Origin of the sequence: Anabaena sp. UHCC 0253 (assembly GCF_009712085.1) — a bacterium.
Taxonomy (GTDB): Bacteria; Cyanobacteriota; Cyanobacteriia; order Cyanobacteriales; family Nostocaceae; genus Dolichospermum.
In genome coordinates this window covers 221,971-246,068 of sequence record NZ_VILD01000001.1, presented here as the reverse complement: position 1 = coordinate 246,068, position 24,098 = coordinate 221,971, and the positions used below count along the sequence as shown (strand labels likewise).

Annotated in this window: 13 protein-coding genes; 12 read left to right on the top strand and 1 reads right to left on the bottom strand. The window is 39.4% G+C overall.

Annotated elements, in window-relative coordinates:
• The first annotated feature begins 1,445 nt into the window (after positions 1–1,445).
• The 8 genes from FJR38_RS01075 (at position 1,446) to FJR38_RS01040 (ending at position 17,658) form a co-directional block, all read left to right on the top strand.
• Complete coding sequence (locus tag FJR38_RS01075; protein ID WP_168534938.1) at positions 1,446–5,969, top strand: type I polyketide synthase; 4,524 nt, start codon at positions 1,446–1,448, stop codon at positions 5,967–5,969.
• On the top strand, positions 5,944–6,795 hold the full coding sequence (locus FJR38_RS29200; protein ID WP_168534936.1) for a hypothetical protein: 852 nt from the start codon (positions 5,944–5,946) through the stop codon (positions 6,793–6,795). Before FJR38_RS01075 ends, FJR38_RS29200 begins: the two co-directional genes overlap by 26 nt.
• A gap of 74 nt (positions 6,796–6,869) precedes the next feature.
• Positions 6,870–8,600 (top strand): SDR family NAD(P)-dependent oxidoreductase, encoded by a 1,731-nt coding sequence (locus tag FJR38_RS01065; protein WP_168534934.1) that lies wholly within the window; start codon positions 6,870–6,872, stop codon positions 8,598–8,600.
• A 199-nt stretch (positions 8,601–8,799) separates the two neighbouring features.
• Positions 8,800–10,152: a polyketide synthase gene (locus FJR38_RS01060; RefSeq protein WP_168534932.1), complete on the top strand. Its 1,353-nt coding sequence runs from the start codon at positions 8,800–8,802 to the stop codon at positions 10,150–10,152.
• 4 nt (positions 10,153–10,156) lie between these two features.
• A complete protein-coding gene (locus tag FJR38_RS01055; RefSeq protein ID WP_168534930.1) occupies positions 10,157–13,513 on the top strand; it encodes a type I polyketide synthase in 3,357 nt (1,118 codons plus the stop codon).
• Positions 13,514–13,622: 109 nt separating this feature from the next.
• On the top strand, positions 13,623–15,293 hold the full coding sequence (locus FJR38_RS01050) for a PfaD family polyunsaturated fatty acid/polyketide biosynthesis protein (protein WP_168534928.1): 1,671 nt from the start codon (positions 13,623–13,625) through the stop codon (positions 15,291–15,293).
• A gap of 2 nt (positions 15,294–15,295) precedes the next feature.
• Entirely contained in the window at positions 15,296–16,813 is a 1,518-nt protein-coding gene (locus FJR38_RS01045; protein ID WP_168493440.1) for a thioester reductase domain-containing protein, read from the top strand.
• A gap of 53 nt (positions 16,814–16,866) precedes the next feature.
• Positions 16,867–17,658 (top strand): SDR family oxidoreductase, encoded by a 792-nt coding sequence (locus FJR38_RS01040; RefSeq protein ID WP_168534926.1) that lies wholly within the window; start codon positions 16,867–16,869, stop codon positions 17,656–17,658.
• Between the two features lie 96 nt (positions 17,659–17,754).
• Here the strand turns inward: FJR38_RS01040 and yidD are convergent, their stop codons facing one another.
• On the bottom strand, positions 17,755–18,261 hold the full coding sequence (gene yidD, locus FJR38_RS01035; RefSeq protein ID WP_168534924.1) for a membrane protein insertion efficiency factor YidD: 507 nt from the start codon (positions 18,259–18,261) through the stop codon (positions 17,755–17,757).
• A 190-nt stretch (positions 18,262–18,451) separates the two neighbouring features.
• On the opposite strand from yidD, the gene chlP reads away from it, so the two are divergent.
• The 4 genes from chlP to FJR38_RS01015 all read left to right on the top strand — a co-directional run.
• Positions 18,452–19,672 carry a geranylgeranyl reductase gene (gene chlP, locus FJR38_RS01030; RefSeq protein ID WP_168493446.1) on the top strand — a complete coding sequence of 407 codons (1,221 nt, stop codon included), beginning with the start codon at positions 18,452–18,454 and terminating at the stop codon, positions 19,670–19,672.
• Between the two features lie 436 nt (positions 19,673–20,108).
• Positions 20,109–21,947: a fatty acyl-AMP ligase gene (locus tag FJR38_RS01025; protein ID WP_254449308.1), complete on the top strand. Its 1,839-nt coding sequence runs from the start codon at positions 20,109–20,111 to the stop codon at positions 21,945–21,947.
• A 10-nt stretch (positions 21,948–21,957) separates the two neighbouring features.
• The gene (locus FJR38_RS01020) at positions 21,958–23,766 is read left to right on the top strand and encodes an acyl-CoA dehydrogenase family protein (protein WP_168534922.1); all 1,809 of its coding nucleotides are present in this window, start codon (positions 21,958–21,960) and stop codon (positions 23,764–23,766) included.
• The coding region (locus FJR38_RS01015; RefSeq protein WP_254449307.1) for an acyl carrier protein at positions 23,732–24,098 on the top strand (367 nt) is incomplete at its 3' end. The genes FJR38_RS01020 and FJR38_RS01015, both read left to right, overlap by 35 nt.

The following is a 24,098-nucleotide window of genomic DNA, read 5'->3' as shown; positions in this document are numbered from 1 at the left end:
GGTGAGTTATCTTATAAATTCATCAAAAATATAGGCTTGATTATGATAGTTTGCTGAAAAAAGACATGATTATGTTCAAATACTTCCTGTGTGTATTTATTGATTAGTAACTTAGGAGACAATTTATAGAGAAAGCTGATATCCTCAAGCTATTATTGATATCTCAACCGTAAATATCAGGTAGGTTTGATAGAGAAATCTAGTTTTAGATGATACTTGTCTACTTGGTTTATATTAAAAAAGGAGATAATTGCAGCTAGATTTTTCCTCAAAAATTACTAGAAATGAACTATTCCATTTTCATAAGTTGTGCTAGTCTTTTTATTAATTCAATATTTCTAAATCAAAAGGAAACTATTGATTTGATTGCAGGTAAAAAGAAGAAATACTAAAATCAACCAATTTATAACAGCAGAATTGCTGAAAAAAACAAAATCCATAGCTTGAGAAACTTAGGTTTTTGATCTTTATCAGTTACAAGCTGCTATACAATTCCCAAAAAGGTTAAGTATTTTTTCATTGTTCATAAATTCTGAAATGGATTGATGATATTTCTGTAACGGGTTTTGCAGCTTTTCTGGGTTAAATCAGCTAGAATAGATAAGCCTAGTACATAGCCACATCACTAAAATACCCATTACACAAATCGTCAAAAACTTGACTCAACCAAATTATTTCAGAATTCAAACTTCAGCCTGTATGGACTAGGATTTTAAACTAGCTAAGTAGAAAAGACAGAACAATTCAAAGTTTGTAGTGAGGACTTTAGTCCTAATTTAAGGGCTGTTCGCGTAGCGTTCCCGCAGGGTAGCCCTTACTACCAAATTATCTCAAGATTTTTACATTAGTTAATCTACTTTGATTTATTCTCGTCTACTTACTTATGGCATTTATCAACATACAAAATGTTGTCATTAATACTAATTACATTGCCATAAAGCAAATAGAGTATTTAACTGGTAAAGGGAAAGTAAAGATTGTATCTTCAGTTCAAGTAGATAATTTTACCAGTTAGGACAACAATGTAATCAACAAATTTGCAATATCAAGAGTCTAGTATTTATTCACAAACACAAGGTTCTAAAATTGCTTCAAAACAGTCAAAACACCAACAATTTAGAGACAAAAATCAGGCAGTATATATCCTGTGGTGTTGATTTAGAGTCAAGCATTGAGTTTTACCTGCTTGCGAGTAAACAGTCAGACAACAAAAGTCAGAATTTTTAGTTATAGCAACAGAAAAGGTGGTTAGGACATCAACTAATCCTCAAATTTAGACAATAAAAGGCTTCTAGCACTGTCACCTGTCACCTGTTCCCTGTCACCTGCTATAGATTCTGGACTCAATTTATCTGCAATATGTTGTAGCTTTGATTATTCAGAAGTGAGAAAAATTACTGTAGCTGCACCCACCATTCACGGTACTCACAATTAATCTATGTCCTATGTCTGCTAATTCAATTAATCCTGCCTTGGCGGAATTAGAAGCCCAAATTAATAGTTGTGAACAGGCTTTGCTTAGGTTTATAGAGGAAAAAAAAATGAACATAACTAACGCCACACCATCAGAAAATTCCATGTCAACTAACACAATTAACAGAAAACTGCACACTACCCCTATAGCAATTATTGGTATGGCATCCTTAATGCCTCAATCCAGAACTTTACGGGATTACTGGCGCAATATCGTTAATAAAATTGACTGTATTACTGATGTTCCTTCTACTCATTGGAGTGTAGAAGACTATTACGATCCTAATCCCCGCACACCAGAAGATAAAACATATTGTAAACGTGGTGGTTTTATTCCCGAAGTTGATTTTAACCCCATGGAATTTGGGATTCCTCCCAGCATTTTAGAAGTTACAGATGTTTCTCAACTATTAAGTTTAGTAGTTGCTAAAGAAGCAATGGAAGATGCTGGTTATGGTGATTCTCGTGAATTTAGCCGTGAGAATATCGGGGTAATTTTGGGTGTAGCAATGGGCAAACAATTGGGAATGCCATTAGCTGCCAGATTAGAATATCCAATTTGGGAAAAAGTTCTGAAAAGTAGTGGTTTATCTGACGAAGACACCAAAAAAATCGTTGATAAAATCAAATCTGCTTATGTGAAATGGGATGAAAATGCCTTCCCTGGGATGTTAGCAAATGTGGTTGCTGGCAGAATTGCTAACCGCTTCAATTTTGGGGGAACAAACTGTGTAGTTGACGCAGCTTGTGCTAGTTCATTCGGGGCATTAAAAATGGCCATTAGTGAATTAGTTGAACATCGTAGTGATATGATGCTAACTGGTGGAGTTGATACCGACAACACCATCATGGCTTATATTTCCTTCAGTAAAACTCCAGCGGTTACTCCCAGCGAGAACGTGAAACCATTTGATGCTAAATCTGATGGAATGATGTTAGGTGAAGGCATTGGCATGATTCTCCTGAAACGCTTAGAAGATGCCCAAAAAGATGGGGATAAAATCTATGCAGTAATTAAGGGAATTGGTACTTCTAGCGATGGGCGTTACAAGAGTATTTATGCACCCAGAAAAGAAGGACAAGTTAAAGCTTTAGCAAGGGCTTATGATGATGCTGGATTTTCTCCTGCAACTGTGGGTTTAATGGAAGCACATGGTACAGGAACAATGGCAGGAGATCCGATAGAATTTAGTTCTTTAAGGGATTTCTTTGGTCAATATGATACCCAAAAACAACATATTGCTTTGGGTAGTGTAAAATCTCAAATTGGACATACAAAAGCCGCAGCAGGTACAGCTAGTTTAATTAAAACTGCCCTGGCATTGCATCACAAAATATTACCAGCAACCATCAATATTAACGAACCAAATCCCAAATTAGATATTGAAAATTCATCCTTTTATCTCAACACACAAACCAGACCTTGGATAAAGGCAGAAGGTGAAACTCCTAGACGTGCGGGTGTAAGTGCTTTTGGTTTTGGTGGCACAAATTACCACGTTGTTTTAGAAGAATACGAACCAGAACAACAAAGTTCTTATCGGTTACATGGTGCTGCGGGTGAATTGTTATTATTTGGTGCTACTCACGCTGAATTAATTAGTAAGTTAGAAGCAACTTTTCATAATTTGCAAGCTAACGATGGGGAAAGATACTATTCTCAATTACTGTTAGAGTGTCAATCTTTAGCTATTCCGAAAACTGCGGCTAGAATTGGGTTTGTAGCGGAAAGTTTACAAGAAGCTTGTAAGTTGCTGCAAGTTAGTATTGATTTACTAAAAAATAAGCCTTCCGTCACAGCTTGGGAACATCCTCAAGGGATTTATTACCGTTCTTGCGGGATAGATTTAGGTGGAAAAGTTGTGGCTTTATTCTCTGGACAAGGTTCTCAATACCTGGAAATGGGCAGAGAAGCGGTGATGAATTTCCCCATGTTACGATCGCTGTATGGGAAAATGGACAAGTTGTTCAAGCAAGATAATTTGCAACCAGTTTCTGAAATTGTTTTCCCTCATTCCAGTTTTGATGAAGCTGAGAAAAAAGCCCAAATTGCTGCTTTGCAAAGAACCGAATATGCACAACCAGGAATTGGAGTATTTAGTGCAGGGTTGTATTCTATTTTGCAGCAAGCTGGGTTTAAAGCAGATTTTACTGCGGGACATAGTTTTGGTGAATTAACGGCGTTGTGGGCGGCTGGAGTATTGAGTGAAGATGATTATTTGTTCCTAGTGAAAGCTAGAGGACAAGCCATGGCTGCACCAAAAGATCCAGATCATGATGCTGGAACAATGTTAGCGGTGAAGGAAGATATCAGCAAAATTGAGCCAGTGCTGAAGCAATTTCCGAAAGTAAGTATTGCTAACTTTAATTCTCCTACACAGATCGTTTTAGCAGGTCCGACAGCAGAAATTCACAAAATCCGCGATCGCTTTCAACAACTAGGATATGGTGCGGTTTTATTACCCGTGTCTGCGGCGTTCCATACACCATTAATAGCATTTGCTCAGAAATCCTTTGCGATCGCTACCAAATCTGTAACTTTCCAAAATCCCCAAATTCCCGTTTTCAGCAACGTCACCGGCAAACATTATCCCCAAGATACAGCAGCGATTCAAAAGAACTTAGAAAGCCATTTAGCTAGTTCCGTGCTGTTTAAGCAAGAAATTGAAAACATCTATGCCGCTGGTGGTTACTGCTTTGTAGAATTTGGACCCAAACGGGTGTTGAGTAACTTAGTCAAAGATATCTTAGGCGATCGCCCCCATCTTACCGTATCTCTGAATCCCAGTACACAGAAAAATAGCGATCGCTCACTCAGAGAAGCCGTAGTTCAGTTGCGTGTCATCGGCATGAATCTTAGCAACCTTGACCCCTACCAACTCCAGCCCGTATTACCACCCATTGCCACCAAAAAGACCCTCAGCGTCAAATTAACCGGCATCAACTACATTTCTGAAAAAACTAAAAACGCCTTTACTCAAAGCTTGCAGAACGGACATCAAGTAGCCATAACAGGCACGAGTCCCACCATCTCAGAACTGCCCGCACCCAAGATTCCAGAAATTGAGAATTCTGTAATTGCCAAAATTCCCACAACTAACGGACATAACGGTAACGGTAACGGCCACGGACATAAAAAAACCACCCCATTACAGCCCCAGATGACTCCTGCAACCATTACAAAACAAGCCCCAGAATTTTTAGGGCAGCAACCCGGAGGGAAGATGCAAACACCAGATAAACTTGTAGATTGCCAACAAATTCTCACCAGCTTAGAACAACTCCTCAACCAGTTCCAGCAAAACCAAAGCGAGAATTTACAAATTCACGGCACATATCTCAACCATCAGATGGAATATGCAAAAACCTTCTTCCAACTGATGCAACAGCAAAACGCCTTATTTGCTAATGCTAAATCTTCCGCTGATGCTGCTCAAATTAAGCAAATAGTAATGGAAACATTAGAGCGGAGCATGATGCAGTTTCATTCCCAACAAGGTGATACTCTTCGCATTCATGAACAATATCTGCGGGAACAGGTGGAATATAGCAAAAACTTTTTCCAACTCATCCAACAAGAATATTCTCAACTGATCTCTGATACCCAAGCAGCAACAACTTCTATCCCTGTAACTGCTCCTGAAGAAGCACCAGTAGCTCCTACAGTTAACATTATCGCCCCCCAGCCATTACCAGTAATTGAGCCAACCGTTCAATTCCTAGAAGCACCTGTTTCCACTGTAGTTAAAGTTGCAGAACCTGTAATTACTGCACCAGTAGCAGTTCCCACTCCTCAGCCCCTAGTTGCATTCACACCAGAACCCGCACCCGTAAGCAACAGCGTTAATCTGGATGACTTAGCTAACAACCTATTAAGCATCACCAGCGAAAAAACTGGTTATCCTATCGAAATGCTAGAACTCGATATGGATATGGAAGCCGACTTAGGCATTGATTCCATCAAACGAGTCGAAATTCTAGGAGGATTGCAAGAGTTATACCCTAACTTACCCAAACCCAACCTCGAAGAACTGGCAGAAAAACGCACCATTGGTCAAGTTGTCGAATATCTGCAAAAGCAGGTGACAGGTGACAGTTTAGAAGGTGACAGGTTACAGGTGACAGGTGACAGTGTAGAAGGTGACAGGTTACAGGTTACAGGTGACAGTGTAAAGGTTACAGAGGAAGTAATACCAGAACCGGTTACAGAAGCAGTCCCCAGTAACGAATATGCTGATTTAGCCCAAACCCTGTTAAACATCACCAGTGAAAAAACAGGTTATCCAGTCGAAATGCTGGAACTGGACATGGACATGGAAGCCGACTTAGGCATAGATTCCATCAAACGGGTAGAAATACTGGGAGGAATGCAGGAAGCATATCCCGACTTACCCAAACCAAATATAGAAGAATTAGGCGACCTCCGCACAATTGGACAAATCGTTAACTACCTCCAAACACTGGTGGGAGGTGAAAAAAAAAACGCCGTACTTTGATGTTGACTCGGTAACAACCACCGTAGGGGCGCAGGGCCTGCGCCCTCTTACTCCCCTCCCAGAACTGGTTGATTTAACCCCACCACCAATAGTAGACTCCAATTTTCCCCGTCGTCCAGTTAAGCTAAAAACCTTACCCAGACCGGATTTCTGGGAAGCACAACTACCAGAAGGACACATTGGTTTAATTACTGATGATGGTTCTTTAACTACCACCAAACTAGCCCACACGCTGATTGAACAAGGTTGGAAAGTTGTAGTTTTGAGTTTTCCCCAATCATTAGTTCCCGAAAAATTGCCATTACCAGTAGGTGTTACCCGCATTACCTTGGCAAACATGAGTGAACAACATCTGCAATTATTATTGCAAAGTATCATTACTCAACATGGACCGATTGGGGCATTCATTCACCTACATCCTCAATTTACTTCTGAAAAACCTGGAGATATTTCCTATCCAGAAGCAGAAAAGGCGATCATTAAACAAGTGTTTTTAATGGCTAAACATCTGAAAACAACTTTGAATAATGCCGCATCTTTAGCAGGAAGAACCAGCTTTTGTACAGTCGCACATCTTGATGGTGCATTTGGGTTAGAAGGTAAGCAAAACTTTAGTGCGATCGCTGCTGGTTTATTTGGTTTAACAAAGAGTTTACGCTGGGAATGGCCACAGGTATTTTTCCGAGCAATTGACCTCAATCCCACATTAGATCCTCATCAATCCGCACAATATATTCTGGCTGAATTGCACGATTCTAATAGATATATTGGTGAAGTTGGTTATGGTGATCAAGGACGAGTAACACTGGTTGCTAAAGCTGAGTAATTTATATAGTGATAATTGGCAATTATTAATTGTCAATTGTCAATTATCAATTGTCAATTTTTAGGTGAGGTTTTATGACTGCAACAGTTCAAGTTAGTCCATCATCTGTTTTTGTAGTCAGTGGTGGCGGCAAGGGAATCACTGCTCAATGCACTATTAAATTAGCTCAACATCAACCTTGTAAATTTATTCTTTTAGGTCGTTCTGAAATTACTCCAGAACCAGAATATACTCGTGATTGTTTAGAAGATTCAGCCTTGAAAAAACGCATCATGGAAAAATTGATTTCTCAAGGAGAGAAACCAACACCCATGATGGTACAAAAGATATTTAATCAAATTAATTCTAGTAGAGAAATTCAGAAGACATTAGCCGCTATTGAAGCCGCCGGAGGAACAGCAGAATATATCAGTGTTGATGTTACTGATCCTGTGAAATTGAAAGCAAAACTCCAGGAAATTTCTCAAAAACTTGGTCAAATTACCGGGATTATTCATGGTGCTGGTAACTTAGCAGATAAGTTAATTGAAAAGAAAACATCCGAAGATTTTGAAAAAGTTTACACAGCAAAAGTTCAGGGTTTAGAAAATATTTTAAGTTGTGTAAATCCCCAGCAATTGCAACATTTAGTATTGTTTTCCTCAGTGACTGGGTTTTATGGAAATATTGGTCAAAGTGATTATGCGATCGCTAATGAAATTCTCACCAAATCAGCCCACTTAATCAAACAACATCACCCCCATTGTCATGTAGTGGCAATTAATTGGGGAGGTTGGGATAGTGGCATGGTGACACCACAATTAAAAAAAGCATTTGCCGAAAGAGGAATTGATATTATTCCCGTCGAAGTTGGCACACAAATGTTAGTTAATGAACTTCATCCAGCCTATCAAAATCATTCACAAGTAGTGATTGGTAGCCCCATGAAACTATCACCCCCTCCTATAGGTACAGAACTGCGTAGCTATCGGATTCGCCGCCGCATGACATTAGCAGAAAATCCCTTTTTGCATGATCATACAATTGCAGGTTCACCCGTATTACCAGCTACCTGTGCTAAATCTTGGATGGTAAATGGTTGTGAAGAAATCTATCCAGGTTATAGATATTTAAGTTGTAAAGAATTCAAAGTTTTGAAAGGAATTACCTTTAACTCAACTTTGGCTAATGAACATATTTTAGAAATCCAAGAAATTACCAAAAACGATGGTGATTTTGTAGAATTTCAAACCAAAATCTTGAGCAAAACGCCCGAAGGTAGAACCCATTATCATTTTAGTTCTCTGATTAAACTGGTAAAAAATATGCCAGAAGCACCCATTTATGAAGCAATGGATCTCAGAGAAGATCATATCGTCACCAAAACAGGTAAAGATTTTTATCAAAATGGCGATTTATCCTTATTTCACGGACCAGCTTTCCAAGAAATAACCAGAGTTTTAAATATTAGCCCAGAAAAACTGACAGCCGAATGTTGTTGGCAAGAAATCACCGCCCAACAACAAGGACAATTTCCCGTAAAATGGCACAATCCTTATATAATTGATTTGAGTACCCAAACACTTTGGTTATGGTTAAATCACTTCCATCAAGAAGTTTGTTTACCAGGACAATTAACATACTCAGAACAATTTTTAGCAGTTCCATTCAACGTCCCATTTTATGTTTCCTGTGAAATCAACTCCAAAACAGATACTGGTGCAAACGTCAACTTCATCATTCACAATCGTGAAGGAAAAATCTACTCACGTATCTTAGGAGCAAAAGCCGTAATTTGGCCAATGAAAATGTTAAATAAAAAGTAAAAACCTACAATTTTCTTTCTTTCTTTCTTCCTTCTTCCTTCTTCCTTCGTGTCCTTCGCTCCTTCGTGGTTAATTTCTCTTAATTATCTTCCTGCATCCATAAATCCGTAAACATTGGGGAATCGCGTAAATCCTAAATAACATAGGGAACAGAGCAAATTATATCTCTTTCCCTCATCCCCCAATGAGGATTTCAAAAGTGGAAAAAATAGCTATCATCGGGTTATCTTGCCTATTTCCCGATGCTAATAATCCTGAAGAATTTTGGCAGAATCTCACCGAAGAAAAAGATTCAACATCATCTATAACCGTAGCGGATTTGGGAATAGATCCCGCTATATTCTACGATGCTAACAAAGGTAAACCGGAAAAATTCTACTTTCTCAAAGGTGGATTCATCCGTAACTTTAAGTTTGATGCCAATGAGTATAACTTACCTCCGGCATTTGTTCAAAGCTTAGATAATACCTTTAAATGGTCATTATATGCTGCGAAACAAGCCATTCTTCAAAGTGGTTATTGGGGAAATAAAACTGCACTTGCAAAATGTGGAGTAATTTTAGGAACACTGGGATTTCCCACAAAAGCTTCCAATCAATTATTTGCTCCTATTTATCAGCAAAATATTGAGCCTGCCATTGGTGAACTTTTGCAGGAAAAAGACTTTCATTTAGGTGGTTCATTAACCTCCCAGAAAGTATCTCCATACAATGCGATGGTTTCCGGTTTACCCGCTGCCATAGTTTCCCGTGCATTCTCCCTTTCTGCAACTCATTTTTGTATAGATGCTGCTTGTTCCTCATCTTTTTACGCCATTAAATTAGCATCCCATTATCTGCAATCAGGTAAAGCTGATTTGATGTTAGCTGGTGCTATTAGTTGCTCAGATCCGTTATTTGTGAGAATGTTATTTTCTGGTATTCAAGGATATCCAGATAATGGTATTAGTCGCCCTCTTGATCAATCATCACGCGGGTTAATTACCTCCGAAGGCATAGGAATGGTAATGCTCAAAAGATACAGTGATGCTGTTAGAGATGGAGACAAAATTCTCGCAACAATCTGTGGTAATGGTCTATCTAATGATGGCAAAGGCAAGCATCTTCTTAGTCCTAATCCTCAAGGTCAAACTCTCGCATATCAAAGAGCTTATTCTGAAGCTGAACTAAACCCCAAAACAATTGATTATTTAGAGTGTCATGCTACCGGCACTCTATTGGGAGATACCACTGAATGCAACTCCATTGAAAGCTTTTTTAGTCCATATCAAGCCACTCCTTTAGTAGGTTCAACTAAAGCAAATGTTGGTCATTTACTCGTTGCTGCGGGCATGGTGGGAATAACCAAGACAATTTTAAGTATGTCTCATGGCGTTATTCCTCCTACTTTAAATGTGACTCAACCAATCGGTTCTGAAAATAATGTTGTCTCTCCTCAAAACATTGTCAGAACTCCTACTAAATGGCCGAATCAAGAAACTAAAAAAGTAGCTTTAAGTGCATTTGGTTTTGGTGGAACAAACTCTCACATCATTTTAGAACAGGGGAAGTAAGCAAATGAATATTAAGCAAAATTTGACCGCAAAGATGGCAATTGTGGGCATGGATGCCTTTTTTGGTGGATGTGAAGAATTAGATGCTTTCGAGAGCAGCATTTATGACGGAAAACAGCATTTTATCCCCCTACCTGAATCAAGATGGCATGGCATTAATGAACAGGAAACTTTACTGCGAGAGTATGGTTTAGAAGCGGGAAAAGCACCACAAGGAGCTTATATTCATAATTTTGATGTTGATACTTTAGCCTACAAAATTCCCCCCAACGAAGTTGAAAAAATCAATCCTCAACAACTCTTATTATTAAAAGTTGCTGACCGCGCCCTCAAAGATGCCAACATTTCACCGAATAGCAATGTAGCTGTGATTATCGCGGCAGAAACTGAATTATCTGTACACCAGCTACAACAAAGATGGAATTCATCTTGGCAAATCAGAGATGGTTTGAATGGGGCTGAAATTGCTTTATTACCAGCAAAAATCACCCAATTAGAAAGCGTTGTCCAAGATAGTATTCATCATCAAGTTGAACTTAGTGAATATCTCAGTTATGTTGGCAACATTATGGCCAGCCGGATTTCTTCTATCTGGAATTTCTCTGGACCATCTTTTACTATTAGTGCCGTCGAAACTGCCGCTTTTAAAGCTTTAGAATTAGCGCAAATGCTACTATCTACCAATGAAGTAGATGCTGTAGTTGTTGGTGCTGTTGACTTAGCAGGAGGTGTAGAAAATGTATTACTGCGAAGTCAATTTGGAAAAATTAATACAGGCATTAATACCTTAAGTTTTGATGAAAATGCCAATGGTTGGAATGTGGGAGAAGGAGCAGGTGCAGTTGTCCTCAAACGTCATGATATAGCGTTAGCAAATAACCAGCGTATCTATGCAGTAATTGATGGTATTAGCATCGGTCAAGCTCCTTCTATGGCTGTAGATAGCGATACCATTACCCAAGTATGTCAACAGGCTTTTCAACAAGCAGGTATTGAACCCACAAAAGTCAACTATTTAGAAGTCTGCGCTAGTGGTATTCCCACAGAAGACGAAGCCGAAATTAACGGTATCCTCCAAGCTTATCCCCCAGTTGGAGACGGTTTACACTGTGCTATAGGCAGCGTCAAAGCTAATATTGGTCATGCCTTTGTGGCTTCAGGAATTGCCAGTTTAATTAAAACTGCACTGAGTATTTACCACAGATATATTCCCGGAACTCCCAATTGGTCTGGTGTCAAAACACCGCAAGTATGGGAAGGTAGTCCCTTCTACGTCGCTACTGAGTCTAGACCTTGGTTTTTGCAAAAAGAGGCCAAATCTCGAATTTCCGCGATTAATAGTATTGGTTGTGACGGGTCTTTTGCCCATGTGATCTTATCAGAAGAAACCCAACAACCAGAACGCATTAGCAAATATTTAGAATCAAGACCTTTGCATTTAGTACCCATTGCAGCAGATGATCAATCTAGCTTATTAGCAGCATTGGATAATTTGCAACAAACTGTTGAAAATACTGATTCTCTCAAGGATATTGCTAGTCAAACCTTTGTGAAATTTCAGCAAAATTCTCAGACCAAATATACACTCTCTCTCATTGGCCGCAACCAAAAAGAATTACTCAAAGAAATTAATTCAGCCAAAAAAGGTGTAACTAATGCCTTTACAAATGGTAAAGATTGGCAAACTCCTATAGGTAGTTATTTCACACCTAAACCGCTGGGTAAAGATGGAGAAATCGCCTATATTTATCCCGCTGCTGTTAATACTTATCTGGGTATTGGTCGGAGTCTTTTTCGACTATTTCCTAAAGTCTTAGATGATGTCATTATCAAAAGTCTTGACGAACGGGCTGCGGATGTTGAAAAATTGGTATTTCCTAGAAGTTTGAGTAAATTGTCAACTCGACAATTAGAAACTCTAGAAAAGAAATTATTGTCTGATTCTCTGGCAATGTTTGAAGCAGAAGTGCTTTTCACAAGATTAATCTCGACAATTATCACCGATGATTTTCAAATTAAACCTAAATATATCTTTGGATATAGCTTAGGTGAAACTAGCATGATGGTTGCTCAAGGAGTATGGAGCAATTTTTATGAAGTCAGTCACACCTTTAATTCATCAGCTTTATTTGGAGATAGGTTATCTGGTCAAAAAAATGCTGTCCGTGAGTATTGGGGACTACCAAAAACTTCTACAACTCCAGAAAATAATTTGTGGAGTAACTACGTTCTCATGGCTAGTCCAGCCCAGGTAAGAGAATGCTTAAAAGCTGAAAATCATGTCTACTTAACCCAGATTAATACACCAGAAGAAGTATTAATTGCTGGTGAGCCAGCAGCTTGTGAGCGAGTAATTAAAACCCTTGGTTGCAATGCTTTTCCTGCTCCTTTTGATCATGTGATTCATTGTCCAGCAATGCAATCAGAGTCTCAAGAATTGGAAAAATTATACACTTTACCAGCACAAAACATCCCCGGCATTAAATTTTACTCGGCGGCGGAATATCAATCAATTGCACTTGATAGTCAAGTAATTGCTCACAATATTGCCAAAGGTTTATGTCAACAACTCGACTTTCCCCGCTTACTTAATCGTGTCTACGCTGACGGAGCAAAAATATTTATCGAAGCTGGTGCTGGTGGTATTTGTTCTCGCTGGATAGATAAAAATCTTGGTAATCAAGAACATCTAACTGTATCCCTAAACCGACGCGGTACAGATGATCATAGTTCCCTAATTAAAGCATTAGCAAAACTCTTGAGTCATCAGGTAAATTTAAATCTAGCTCCTTTGTATAACTTATCCTCAGAAAATACACAACGCAAACAAGCTGCACTGAGGAAAGTTACTTTAGGTGGTAATTCTATGACTTCTGCAATTTTGAGTGCAGAAAATCGGCAGCTTTTCACTAATAATAAGCAGCAAACTATCCCTAACTATCAAGAGTATAGAATTATCAATTCTCTACAGACAGCAGACAAAATAGCACCTAGTGAAATTTTTTCTCAGCCCCAACTAGAAAAAAATCCCATGAAAACTATCATGGAGAACGGTTTGAAACTTCCAGAAAAACTAAAATCTTCTGAGTCAACTGGGACTTCTGAGCCAATTCTACCCCTCACCTATAATCAATCGGTTATAGCAGAGAACAGCACTAGTATAAATCAAGAATCTGGTGAAATAATTAGCATGAATGATTTAAAAATTCCTCAGTATCAAAAATTGAGTGTCAATAATGCCAAATTAACTAAAGCACACTCAAGTTTTTTAGAAGCTAGACAGGAATTTAGTCAACAAATGAGCGAAATTATGCAATTGCAATTAGCTTGCGCTCAAAACTTACTAAACGAAGAAAAATAATTAAAAGTCACACAGAGACGTAGAAATATCAACCCTCTTTTTCTATATCTCTGTGTGAGGTAAATTCTTCATTTCACATCCTTTGCTTATAATTTGAGGAATAACTACCTTGACAACTATCGAGACGGTACTAAATAAACATGATAATGAACTTGGTTTTTGTACATTAATTAATCATCAAAACCAAGTTTGGAAAGGTTCATTAGATTGTGTTAGTTTTGATAAAAGTACCATCAAAGATAAATTACTAACATTAGATCAACCTTGCCATATTATTAGAGTCGGTGGAAAAATTGGTGTAACTAATGATGGTTACTTAACACCTACTGTTCATAGTTCATCAGCACAAGCTGAACTTTTGATATCAGTTCCACCTATTCACTTACAACAACTTGGGGACTTTAATTTTCTCACTACTCATGGTGTGAAATATGCCTATATGACAGGGGCAATGGCTGGTGGTATTGCTTCCGAAGAAATGGTAATTGCACTAGGAAAAGAGAAAATTCTCAGTTCTTTTGGTGCTGGTGGTTTACTTCCAGACCGTTTAGAAACTGCCATTAATACCATTCAACAAGCTTTACCTAATAGTCCCTATGCTTTCAATTTAATTCACAGTCCCAATGAACCAGCCATTGAACGCCGTGCTGTAGATTTATACCTCAAATATGGAGTCAGAACGGTTGAAGCATCTGCATTTTTAGACTTAACACCTAACATTGTTTATTATCGTGTTGCTGGTTTAAGTTTAAATTCAGCTAACCAAATTGAAATCAAAAATAAGGTCATTGCCAAAATTTCTCGTCGGGAAGTTGCAACTAAATTTTTGCAACCAGCACCCGCTAGAATTCTCAAAGAATTAATTCAGCAAGGATTAATTACGGAATTACAAGCTAATTTGGCTAGTAAAGTTCCTATGGCTGATGATATCACCGTTGAAGCTGATTCTGGTGGACATACAGATAATCGTCCTTTAGTATGTTTATTACCTTCAATTATTGCGCTCAGAGATGAAATTCAAGCACAATATAATTATTCTATTCCGATTAGAATAGGAGTAGCTGGAGGAATTGGCACTCCAGAATCAGCTTTAGCTGGTTTTATGATGGGTGCTGCTTATATAGTTACTGGTTCAATTAATCAATCTTGTGTTGAATCTGGTGCTTGTGAACATACTAAAAAATTGTTAGCGCAAGCAGAAATGGCGGATATGATTATGGCTCCTGCTGCGGATATGTTTGAAATGGGAGTCAAATTACAGGTTCTCAAACGGGGGACAATGTTCCCTATGCGAGCGCAAAAATTGTATGAATTATACCGCACTTACGACTCTATTGAAGACATTCCAGTAGCGGAAAAAGAAAAATTAGAAAGACAAATTTTCCGCAAAAGTATTGCCGAAGTTTGGGAAGGAACAGCCACTTATTTATCCCAGAAAAATCCGGAGAAATTAGGGAAAGCTGTTAATAATCCAAAACTAAAAATGGCTTTAATTTTCCGATGGTATTTAGGATTATCTTCTCGCTGGTCTAGCACTGGTGAAAAAGGTCGGGAAGTTGATTATCAAATTTGGTGTGGTCCTGCTATGGGTGGCTTCAATGACTGGGTGCGTGGTTCTTATTTAGCTGAACCGCATCATCGTCATGTAGTGGATATCGCCGATCAAATTATGAATGGTACGGTGTTTTTATACCGCATTCAAAGTTTAAAAATTCAGGGTTTGCAAATGCCTACTAATTACGGTCAATATCACCCAGTTCCTTCTGCATTGGAGATGTAAAAATGAATTTAAAACAGTCTTATACTGCTGAAGATATTAAAGCTTTTTTAGTATCTAACTTGGCAGAAGTTATTGATGTTTTACCATCAGAAATTGATGTTGATGAAAATTTAGAAAATTATGGTTTGGATTCTGCCCAAGCCATGATTATCATCAGTAAATTAGAGCAGTTACTAGGATTTAAACCATCTCCGATTCTGCTATGGCATTATCCCAGTATTTCTGCACTTTCTCAGCGGTTAGCAGACGAATTCACTGAAGATGGTCAAGTTAAAGATGCTCATATCAACACAGGTTCTAGTGTTAATATTGCTCCTCCTTTTCTCGATTTAGCTGCTGAAGCTGTTCTTGACCCCACTATTCAACCTATTGGTGGTTCTACTGCTTTTGTAACTGACCCCAAAAATATATTTTTAACTGGGGGGACAGGTTATTTAGGTGCTTTTATTATCAAGGAATTACTAGCAGCAACTCAGGCAAATATTTATTGTTTAGTGCGTGCTGCTGATGTGGTAGAAGGTAAGAGCAAATTAGAAAAGAATTTGCAACAATATGCACTTTGGGACGAAAAATATAGCGATCGCCTTATTCCCATTGTTGGTGATTTAGCACAGCCTTTTTTGGGTATTAATTCAGGACAATTCCAAAATTTAGCGGCTAATATTGATACTATTTATCATAGTGCTGCTTTACTGAACTATGTGTATCCTTACTCAGCTTTAAAAACAGCCAATGTTTTAGGGACACAAGAGGTTTTGCGTTTAGCTTGTCAAACTAAAGTTAAGCCAGTTCATTATGTTTCTAGCGTTGCTGTTTTTGAGTCAACTGCCTATGCTGGTCAGTTAGTTAAAGAACAAGATGATTTTAATGATTGGCAAGGAATTTTTCTCGGTTACTCTCAAACTAAATGGGTATCGGAAAAGTTAGTAAAAATTGCTGGTAGTAGAGGTTTACCTATCAGTATTTATCGGCCTCCTTTAATTTCTGGAGATAGCACCACAGGAATTTGTAATACCCACGATTTTATCAATTTAATGATTAAGGGTTGTCTACAAATGGGATCTTTCCCTGATGTAGATTATATGCTAGATATGTCTCCTGTTGATTACGTCAGCAAATCTGTTGTTTATCTTTCTCTACAAGAAAAATCTGTAGGTAAAGCTTTTCACTTACAACATCCTCAACCTGCTTCTTTAAAATCTTTAGTTGATTGGGTGAGTTCTTTCGGATTTTCACTGAAGATGATTCCTTATGAGGAATGGCAAGCAGAGTTAATTAATAATGTCACTTCTCAAGATAATCCTTTATATACTCTGCGTCCATTTTTGCTAGAACGTTGGTCTGATGAACAAATCACTATTCCTGATTTGTATTTGCAAGCAAGAAGACCAATTATTAGTTGTGAAGAAACCCTAGAAGCACTCAAAGGCAGTTCAATTGTTTGTCCTCCTATTGATTCTCAATTGTTGATGACTTACACATCTTATTTAGTGCAAACTGGTTTTTTAAGTCTTGTCTAATGGTTTTGGCACGGTATTTCCGTGCCGATTCCTGTTAACTCACTTTTTCTAAAATGAACATAAAATGTCAAGGGACTGCACTAATTACGGGTTCAGCTAGTGGGATAGGTTATCAATTAGCTCGGATTTTCGCTGCTGAAAATTATAATCTTGTTTTAGTAGATAGGGACGGAATTAAGCTCTTAGATATAGCTGCTGATTTTCAAAAAGAGTTCGGTATTTCTGTTATCAATATTATCAAAGATTTATCTATACCTACATCTCCTCAAGAAATTTTTACGGAGTTACAGCAAGCTGGAGTTAAGGTTGATATTTTAGTTAATAATGCAGGTTTTGGCAATCATGGATTGTTTCATGAAACCGATTTAAATAATGAGCTAGAAATGCTACAAGTCAATTTAGTTTGCCTGACTCATTTAACTAAGTTATTTTTGAGAGAAATGGTTAAAGAAGGTGATGGAAAAATATTAAATGTTTCCTCTACTGCTGCTTTTCAACCTGGTCCTTTAATGGCGGTTTATTTTGCAACTAAGGCTTATGTGTTATCTTTTTCAGAAGCGATCGCTAATGAATTGGAAGGTACAGGTGTGACTGTAACTGTTCTTTGTCCAGGTTCAACTACATCTGCATTTCATGAAAGAACAGGAATGGCATATTCTAAGCTGCTTAAAGATAAAAAGATGATGGATGCGGAAACTGTAGCACAGATTGGTTATGATGCTTTGATGCGAAAGAAGACTATTGTTATTCCTGGTTTTATTAATAAACTAATGTCTAAATGTATTAGATTTATACCCAGAAAAATAGTTACAAAAATTGTCAGAAATATGCAGGAAGATAAGTAATTGGAAAGTCAGGAAGCTAGAGAAAAATCTACTGGATTTTTAAGTTAAATTGTGTAATTCTTTTCCAGATAATTTCCTGTTTGTAATTTGGATTACTTACCAACTACATCCTCCACAATCTAGCAAACTACAATCAGCAGCACCACAATCTAAAGAACTACAATCAGGAGCGTTACAATCGGCAATAGAAAAATCAGAAGCTATATCTAATAATTCACCACAATCACAACTCAAATCGGCACAATCAAGACAGTAAATACTATTATTGTTGAAAAATGAGAAGTTTTGAGGAGTTTTTATTGGTGCTTTTTTAATATTTTCTGTTTCTTCATTTTCTTCAGGTAATTCTGGGTTTTCAATTTGCGATCGCCAAATTTGATTTGCCTGTTTGCAAGCTTGAAATCTTGCTTGGGACTTGACAAAAGCCGCTTTTAACCCATCATCAGCTATTACCCGCTTCACATATTGGGAACAGGATTCTCCACCATGTAACACACGATGGGCGCACCTAAAGCCTTTGTGGGGAGAAATGTATCTTTGATATCCTGTAATTGCTTTAATACTTATCTTTCGAGCAAAACTATCAAATTCAGAAGTTTGCATATTTAATAATTACTTATTCTTCTAGTTATCATTGATTAATCTTTACTCATAAAACCCAAAATATGTAGTTTTTATGTCAAAATGTTAAGGAATATTGCATTTCTATCAAAACCTGAAGCTAAAGAGGGATTTCAGCTAAAAGTCCGTGATAGGATGCTTTGGGAAAATATTGATAATTGGGAGAAAACCTTTGACACTACGGGTTGCTGTTGTTGGTTCTGGCCCAGCGGGTTCATGCGCTGCTGAAACACTAGCTAAAGCTGGGATTGAAACGTATTTGTTTGAGCGGAAGTTAGACAACGCCAAACCTTGTGGGGGTGCTATTCCCCTATGTATGGTGAATGAATTTGACTTACCTCCAGAAATTATTGACCGTCGTGTACGGAAGATGAAAATGATTTCTCCCTCAAATCGTGAGGTTGATATCAATTTAATAAATGAAGATGAATATATAGGAATGTGCCGCCGAGAAGTTCTGGATGGTTTCTTGAGAGACCGGGCGGCAAAATTAGGTGCAAATTTAATTAACGCCACTGTTCATAAAGTTGATATTCCCTCCAGCAATACCGACCCCTACACAATCCATTATGTTGACCATAGCGGAGAAGGGGTGCAGGGAGTTACTAAAACCCTCAAGGTAGATTTGATTGTTGGTGCAGATGGGGCAAATTCCCGGATTGCTAAGGATATGGATGCTGGGGATTACAATTATGCGATCGCTTTCCAAGAACGCATTCGTCTTCCCCAAGACAAAATGGACTATTACAACGACTTGGCCGAAATGTACGTTGGTGATGACGTTTCTACCGACTTCTACGCTTGGGTATTCCCCAAATACGATCACGTAGCAGTAGGTACTGGCACAATGCACATTAATAAAGCCAGTATTAAACAATTACAAGCAGGCATTCGCAACCGTGCTTCTGAAAAACTAGCCGGTGGTGAAATTATCAAAGTAGAAGCCCACCCCATTCCTGAACATCCCCGTCCTCGTCGCGTTGTCGGACGTATCGCCTTGGTCGGAGATGCTGCTGGTTATGTTACTAAGTCCTCTGGTGAAGGTATTTACTTTGCTGCGAAGTCCGGACGGATGTGTGCAGAAACCATTGTGGAAACTTCTAACAATGGAGCGCGTATTCCTACTGAAGCCGATCTAAAAGTTTACCTGAAGCGTTGGGATAAGAAATACGGACTCACCTACAAGGTATTAGATATTCTTCAAAATGTCTTCTATCGTTCCGATGCTACCCGTGAAGCATTTGTAGAAATGTGTGATGACATGGATGTACAGAAATTAACTTTTGATAGTTACCTGTATAAAACTGTAGTTCCAGCTAACCCCTTTACCCAACTCAAAATTACTGCCAAAACCATTGGTAGCTTAATTCGTGGTAACGCTCTAGCACCCTAATTCAATGTAACAAAGAGACGTTCTGGACGAACGTCTCTACAATTTTTTGCCGCTTCGAGATTTACCTTCAGCACTGATAAAGCTAAAAATTATATCACAAAAACGTAAAAATTTTTCCCTTACAAAATAAACTTCATCGAAAATTTATTTTTCGGTCATACATAAATACCCTGATAACCAAGAGAAATGCTTGTCAAATAGGACTTACGCACAGTAAATACCCTAGCCCAGGAATGGCTAGTAGGAATTAAATTTATTTTTTTAGTGAAAATACCGATAAATTAATTCAGTCAACCGCTATCTATGTCATGATTAAGTAAGATTAGTATAGAGAAAGTTTTATAAAGCAGATAGCTATACAGTATTACTCCGTACAGACGAAATATGTATAGTTTCAGGAATTTTTAGATTCCCCTAGTCTTTCGGAAGTAGCCAAATGACTCAAGACCTCGCTACCCAAACTTTGCCAATGACAAACATCTCCACCTTAGTCGAACTACTACGCTGGCGAGCTACCCAGGACATGGAAAAGCTTGCTTATATGTTTCTCGTGGATGGGAAAAAAGCAGGAGCAAGTCTAACATATCAAGAACTTGACCGCCAAGCCCGTGCCATAGGTGCTGTGTTACAGAAACATAACGCCAAAGGACAGCGGACATTATTGCTTTACCCGCAAGGATTGGATGTGATCGCCGCTTTTTTGGGTAGTCTTTATGGTGGAGCGATCGCCATACCAGTACCACCACCTGATGCTGGCAGGTTAAAACGGGCATTACCAAGGCTAAGAGCAATTGTGAAAGATGCAAATGCTGCCTTTGCTTTGACAACTCAACGTTTTTTAACAATTCTGCAAGAAGCGGAATTAGATTTTCCAGAGTTCCAACAGATAAAGTGGATCACTACTGAAGATATTGACTTGGAACTAGCAGATCAGTGGCAAGATCCGCAAATTACACCAGATACACTCGCGTATTTACAATATACATCGGGTTCGACTTCCACACCGAAAGGGGTGATGATCAGCCACCACAACATCATGCACCATTGTCACTACTTACAAAAAGCCTGTGGTTATGATGAGCAGAGTGTTTCCATCACTTGGATGCCTTACTTCCATGATTATGGACTAGTAGAAGGATTGACTGTACCACTCTACAACGGTCATCCTTGTTACGTCATGTCCCCCCTAGCCTTTATTAAACAGCCAGTACGCTGGCTTCAGGCTATCTCTCGCTATCGCGGAACCCATAGTCAAGCACCTAACTTTGCTTATGAGCAGTGTGTCGGACGTATTACCGAATTGCAAATGCAAAGTCTGGATCTCAGCAGTTGGGTAGCAGCAGGTAACGCCGCAGAACCCATTAATCCCAGAGTGTTAGAGGAATTCTTTGAGAAATTTGTAACTTGTGGATTCCGCTGGGAAACCTTCGCGCCGGCTTATGGATTGGCCGAAAATACGTTACTGGTGTCAACTAGTCCGAAAGAAGAACCACCGGTACTCTGTTTAGTCAAAACATCGGAAATTGAGAAAAACAAAATTGTTGAAGCCACCGCTTGGGGTGATGGTGTCAGGGCTATTCCGGGATGTGGTCAACTGGTGTGTGACACCAAAGTAGCGATCGTTAATCCTGACACCTTAAGTCGTTGTCTTCCTGATGAAGTGGGTGAGATTTGGGTAGCTGACCCCAGTGTGGCTGATGGTTACTGGAATCGTCCAGAAGAAAGTGAAAGTACCTTCCGCGCTCGTATAGCCAATACCAACGAGGGTCCATTCCTACGAACAGGAGACTTAGGTTTCATCAAGGATGGTGAGTTGTTCATTACTGGCCGGATCAAAGATTTGATCATTATTAGAGGCACTAATCACTATCCTCAAGACCTAGAATGGACAGTGCAGGAAATACATCCTTGTTTACGCCCTGACTATGGTGCAGCCTTTTCCATCGTGGTGGATGCAGTGGAGCGACTAGTGATCGTCCAGGAAGTCAAACGCAATCCGGAAGAGTTTGTAGCCGATGAGGTAATTAACAGAATTCGGCAAGCGATCGCCGAAATTCATGAACTCCAAGCCTATGCGATCGTCTTAGTCAAGCCAGGTAACGTCCTCAAAACATCCAGTGGCAAGATTCAGCGCCGAGCTTGTAAAGCCAGCTTCCTTGCTGGTGAATTGGGAGTTTTAGCCGATTGGAGCGAAAACCCTAAATTTTGCGCCAGTTACCAAAAGTTATCAGAGGAAGTTGATTCCTTGCTGGATCAAGTGCAAGTTACCCACTAAGGAGAAGACCATGCAGCCACTCAAACAATTTTGGGTCGCCGAAGCACTAGAACGGGAATTAGGCGACCCTGGCAATCCAGACAATATCATGTCCTTCAAACAGGTAATAGACCTGGATGAAAAGGAAGAATTTCCTCACGAAATCATTAACTGGCTATACAACTGGAAACTCCAACACTACTACATCCCCACAGAATGCGGTGGTGAATTTACCAGCTTTGACGAGTTTATCTCCTTTGTGCGGGTACTTTCACGGCGAGATCAAACCGCAGCGATCGCCTTCACTACTATGTTTTGGTCATACTTAGTATGGATGGCAGGAACAGACGAACAAAAGCAAACCCTATCCAGCTTCATGAAAGATGCTAACGGGGCTATGTGCCTAGCCTATTCAGAAAAAGCACATGGTAGTGACTTACTCGCTGGTGATATGCAAGCCAGAAAAGTTCCCGGAGGCTACATCCTCAACGGAGAGAAATGGCCAATTAACCGCGCCACCATCTCAGGAGTTGCTTTCGTACTAGCCAGAACCGACGAAGCAGGAGGGGCTAGAAGCCTTTCCCTATTCATGGTAGAAAAGAGCAAAATTGACCCAGATCACTTTAGCAACCTCCCTAAAATCCTGACTCACGGGGTGCGTGGTTCGGATATGAGTGGCATTTGCTTCGAGAACTGCTTTATCCCGGAATTCATGCGCTTAGGAACAGAAGGACTGGGACTAGAACTAGCCCTCAAAGGCTTCCAAATTACCAGAGCCTTATGTGCCGCCTTTTCCCAAGGAGCAGCAGATACAGCCCTGCGTACTACCCTCAAATTTGCCATAGAACGTAAACTATATGGCAAAACAGTCTTCGATATGCCCCAACCTCAACGCACTCTCACCGATGGGTTTCTGGATATCCTTATTTGTGACTGTGCCACAATTGGGGTCGCTCGTGGATTTAACACCATGCCAGAGCAAATAAGCGTTTGGTCAGCAGTGGTGAAATATTTTGTCACCACCACTCTGGAAACAGTAGTCAACAATGTATCCGTTGTTCTAGGTTCACGCTTTTATATGCGGGATGCACACGACTGGGGCATTTTCCAGAAAGTGCTGCGGGATAACTCCATCATCAGTATGTTTGATGGCAGCAGCGTTGTTAATCTTCATGCGCTATTACTGCAACTACGGCAGTTAACCAAATCTCGCATTAGAAACGCTGGTAAAAGTCTAGAACCTTTGGAAGCACGTCTAGCCACAACTTTTGACCTCACACAAACTTTACCCCCCTTCGACGGCAAAAAGCTGGAATTGGTCAATCGGGGTGGAGATGATGTTTTGCAAGGGCTAGAACTGGCATTGACATCGCTGCAAAACCTAAAAGCAGACTCTCACCTCGACCCAGATATTTTGTACCAAATCATCACCCTAAGTGAGATAGTACGGGAGGAGCTAAACAGTTTTGATGAGCAGATTACAGCTTCTACCTTCCAGTTTGGTCATGAGCAATCGCCAGAAGTATTTGATCTAGCGAAACAATACTGTGTCATGCACGTAGCGGCAGCTTGTCTGCATACGTGGCTTCATAACCGCAATCATCTGGGAGACTTCTTTGCTAATGGAGAGTGGTTAGCACTTAGTTTGCGGAAGCTAATGCTGACATTTCGCCCCGCTAAAGCATTGCCTGGACGGATTGATGATCGGGCCGTTACCCAAGAGTTAATCCGCTTGTACAACCAAGACAAGATGTTTTCCATAGTTCCTTTCCAACTAGCAAAATCTACACAACAGGAAACTACTAATGATGCAAGTCCAAAACTCCAACTCCAATCCTAATGCTATGAATGCTGTTGATACTATCCAAGGGTGGTTGGTTAACCAGATTGCTACACAACTGGGAATCAAAGCTCAAACAATCAAAGTCACTGAACCTTTAACCCGCTATGGTTTAGACTCCATTGATTCAGTCACAATCGTTGGTGATATGGAAGATTGGTTAGAGGCAGAACTTCCTTCCACATTACTTTGGGACTATCCAACTATTGAAAAGGCTGCTCAATACTTAGTTAATGAACTGAGTGTATTACCTTCAGAAACTACTGTCGCTGAACCAGTAGCCGCTACTAGCAAACCTAAAGAAGCAGCAGCTAACCAAGGTAAAGGCTGGG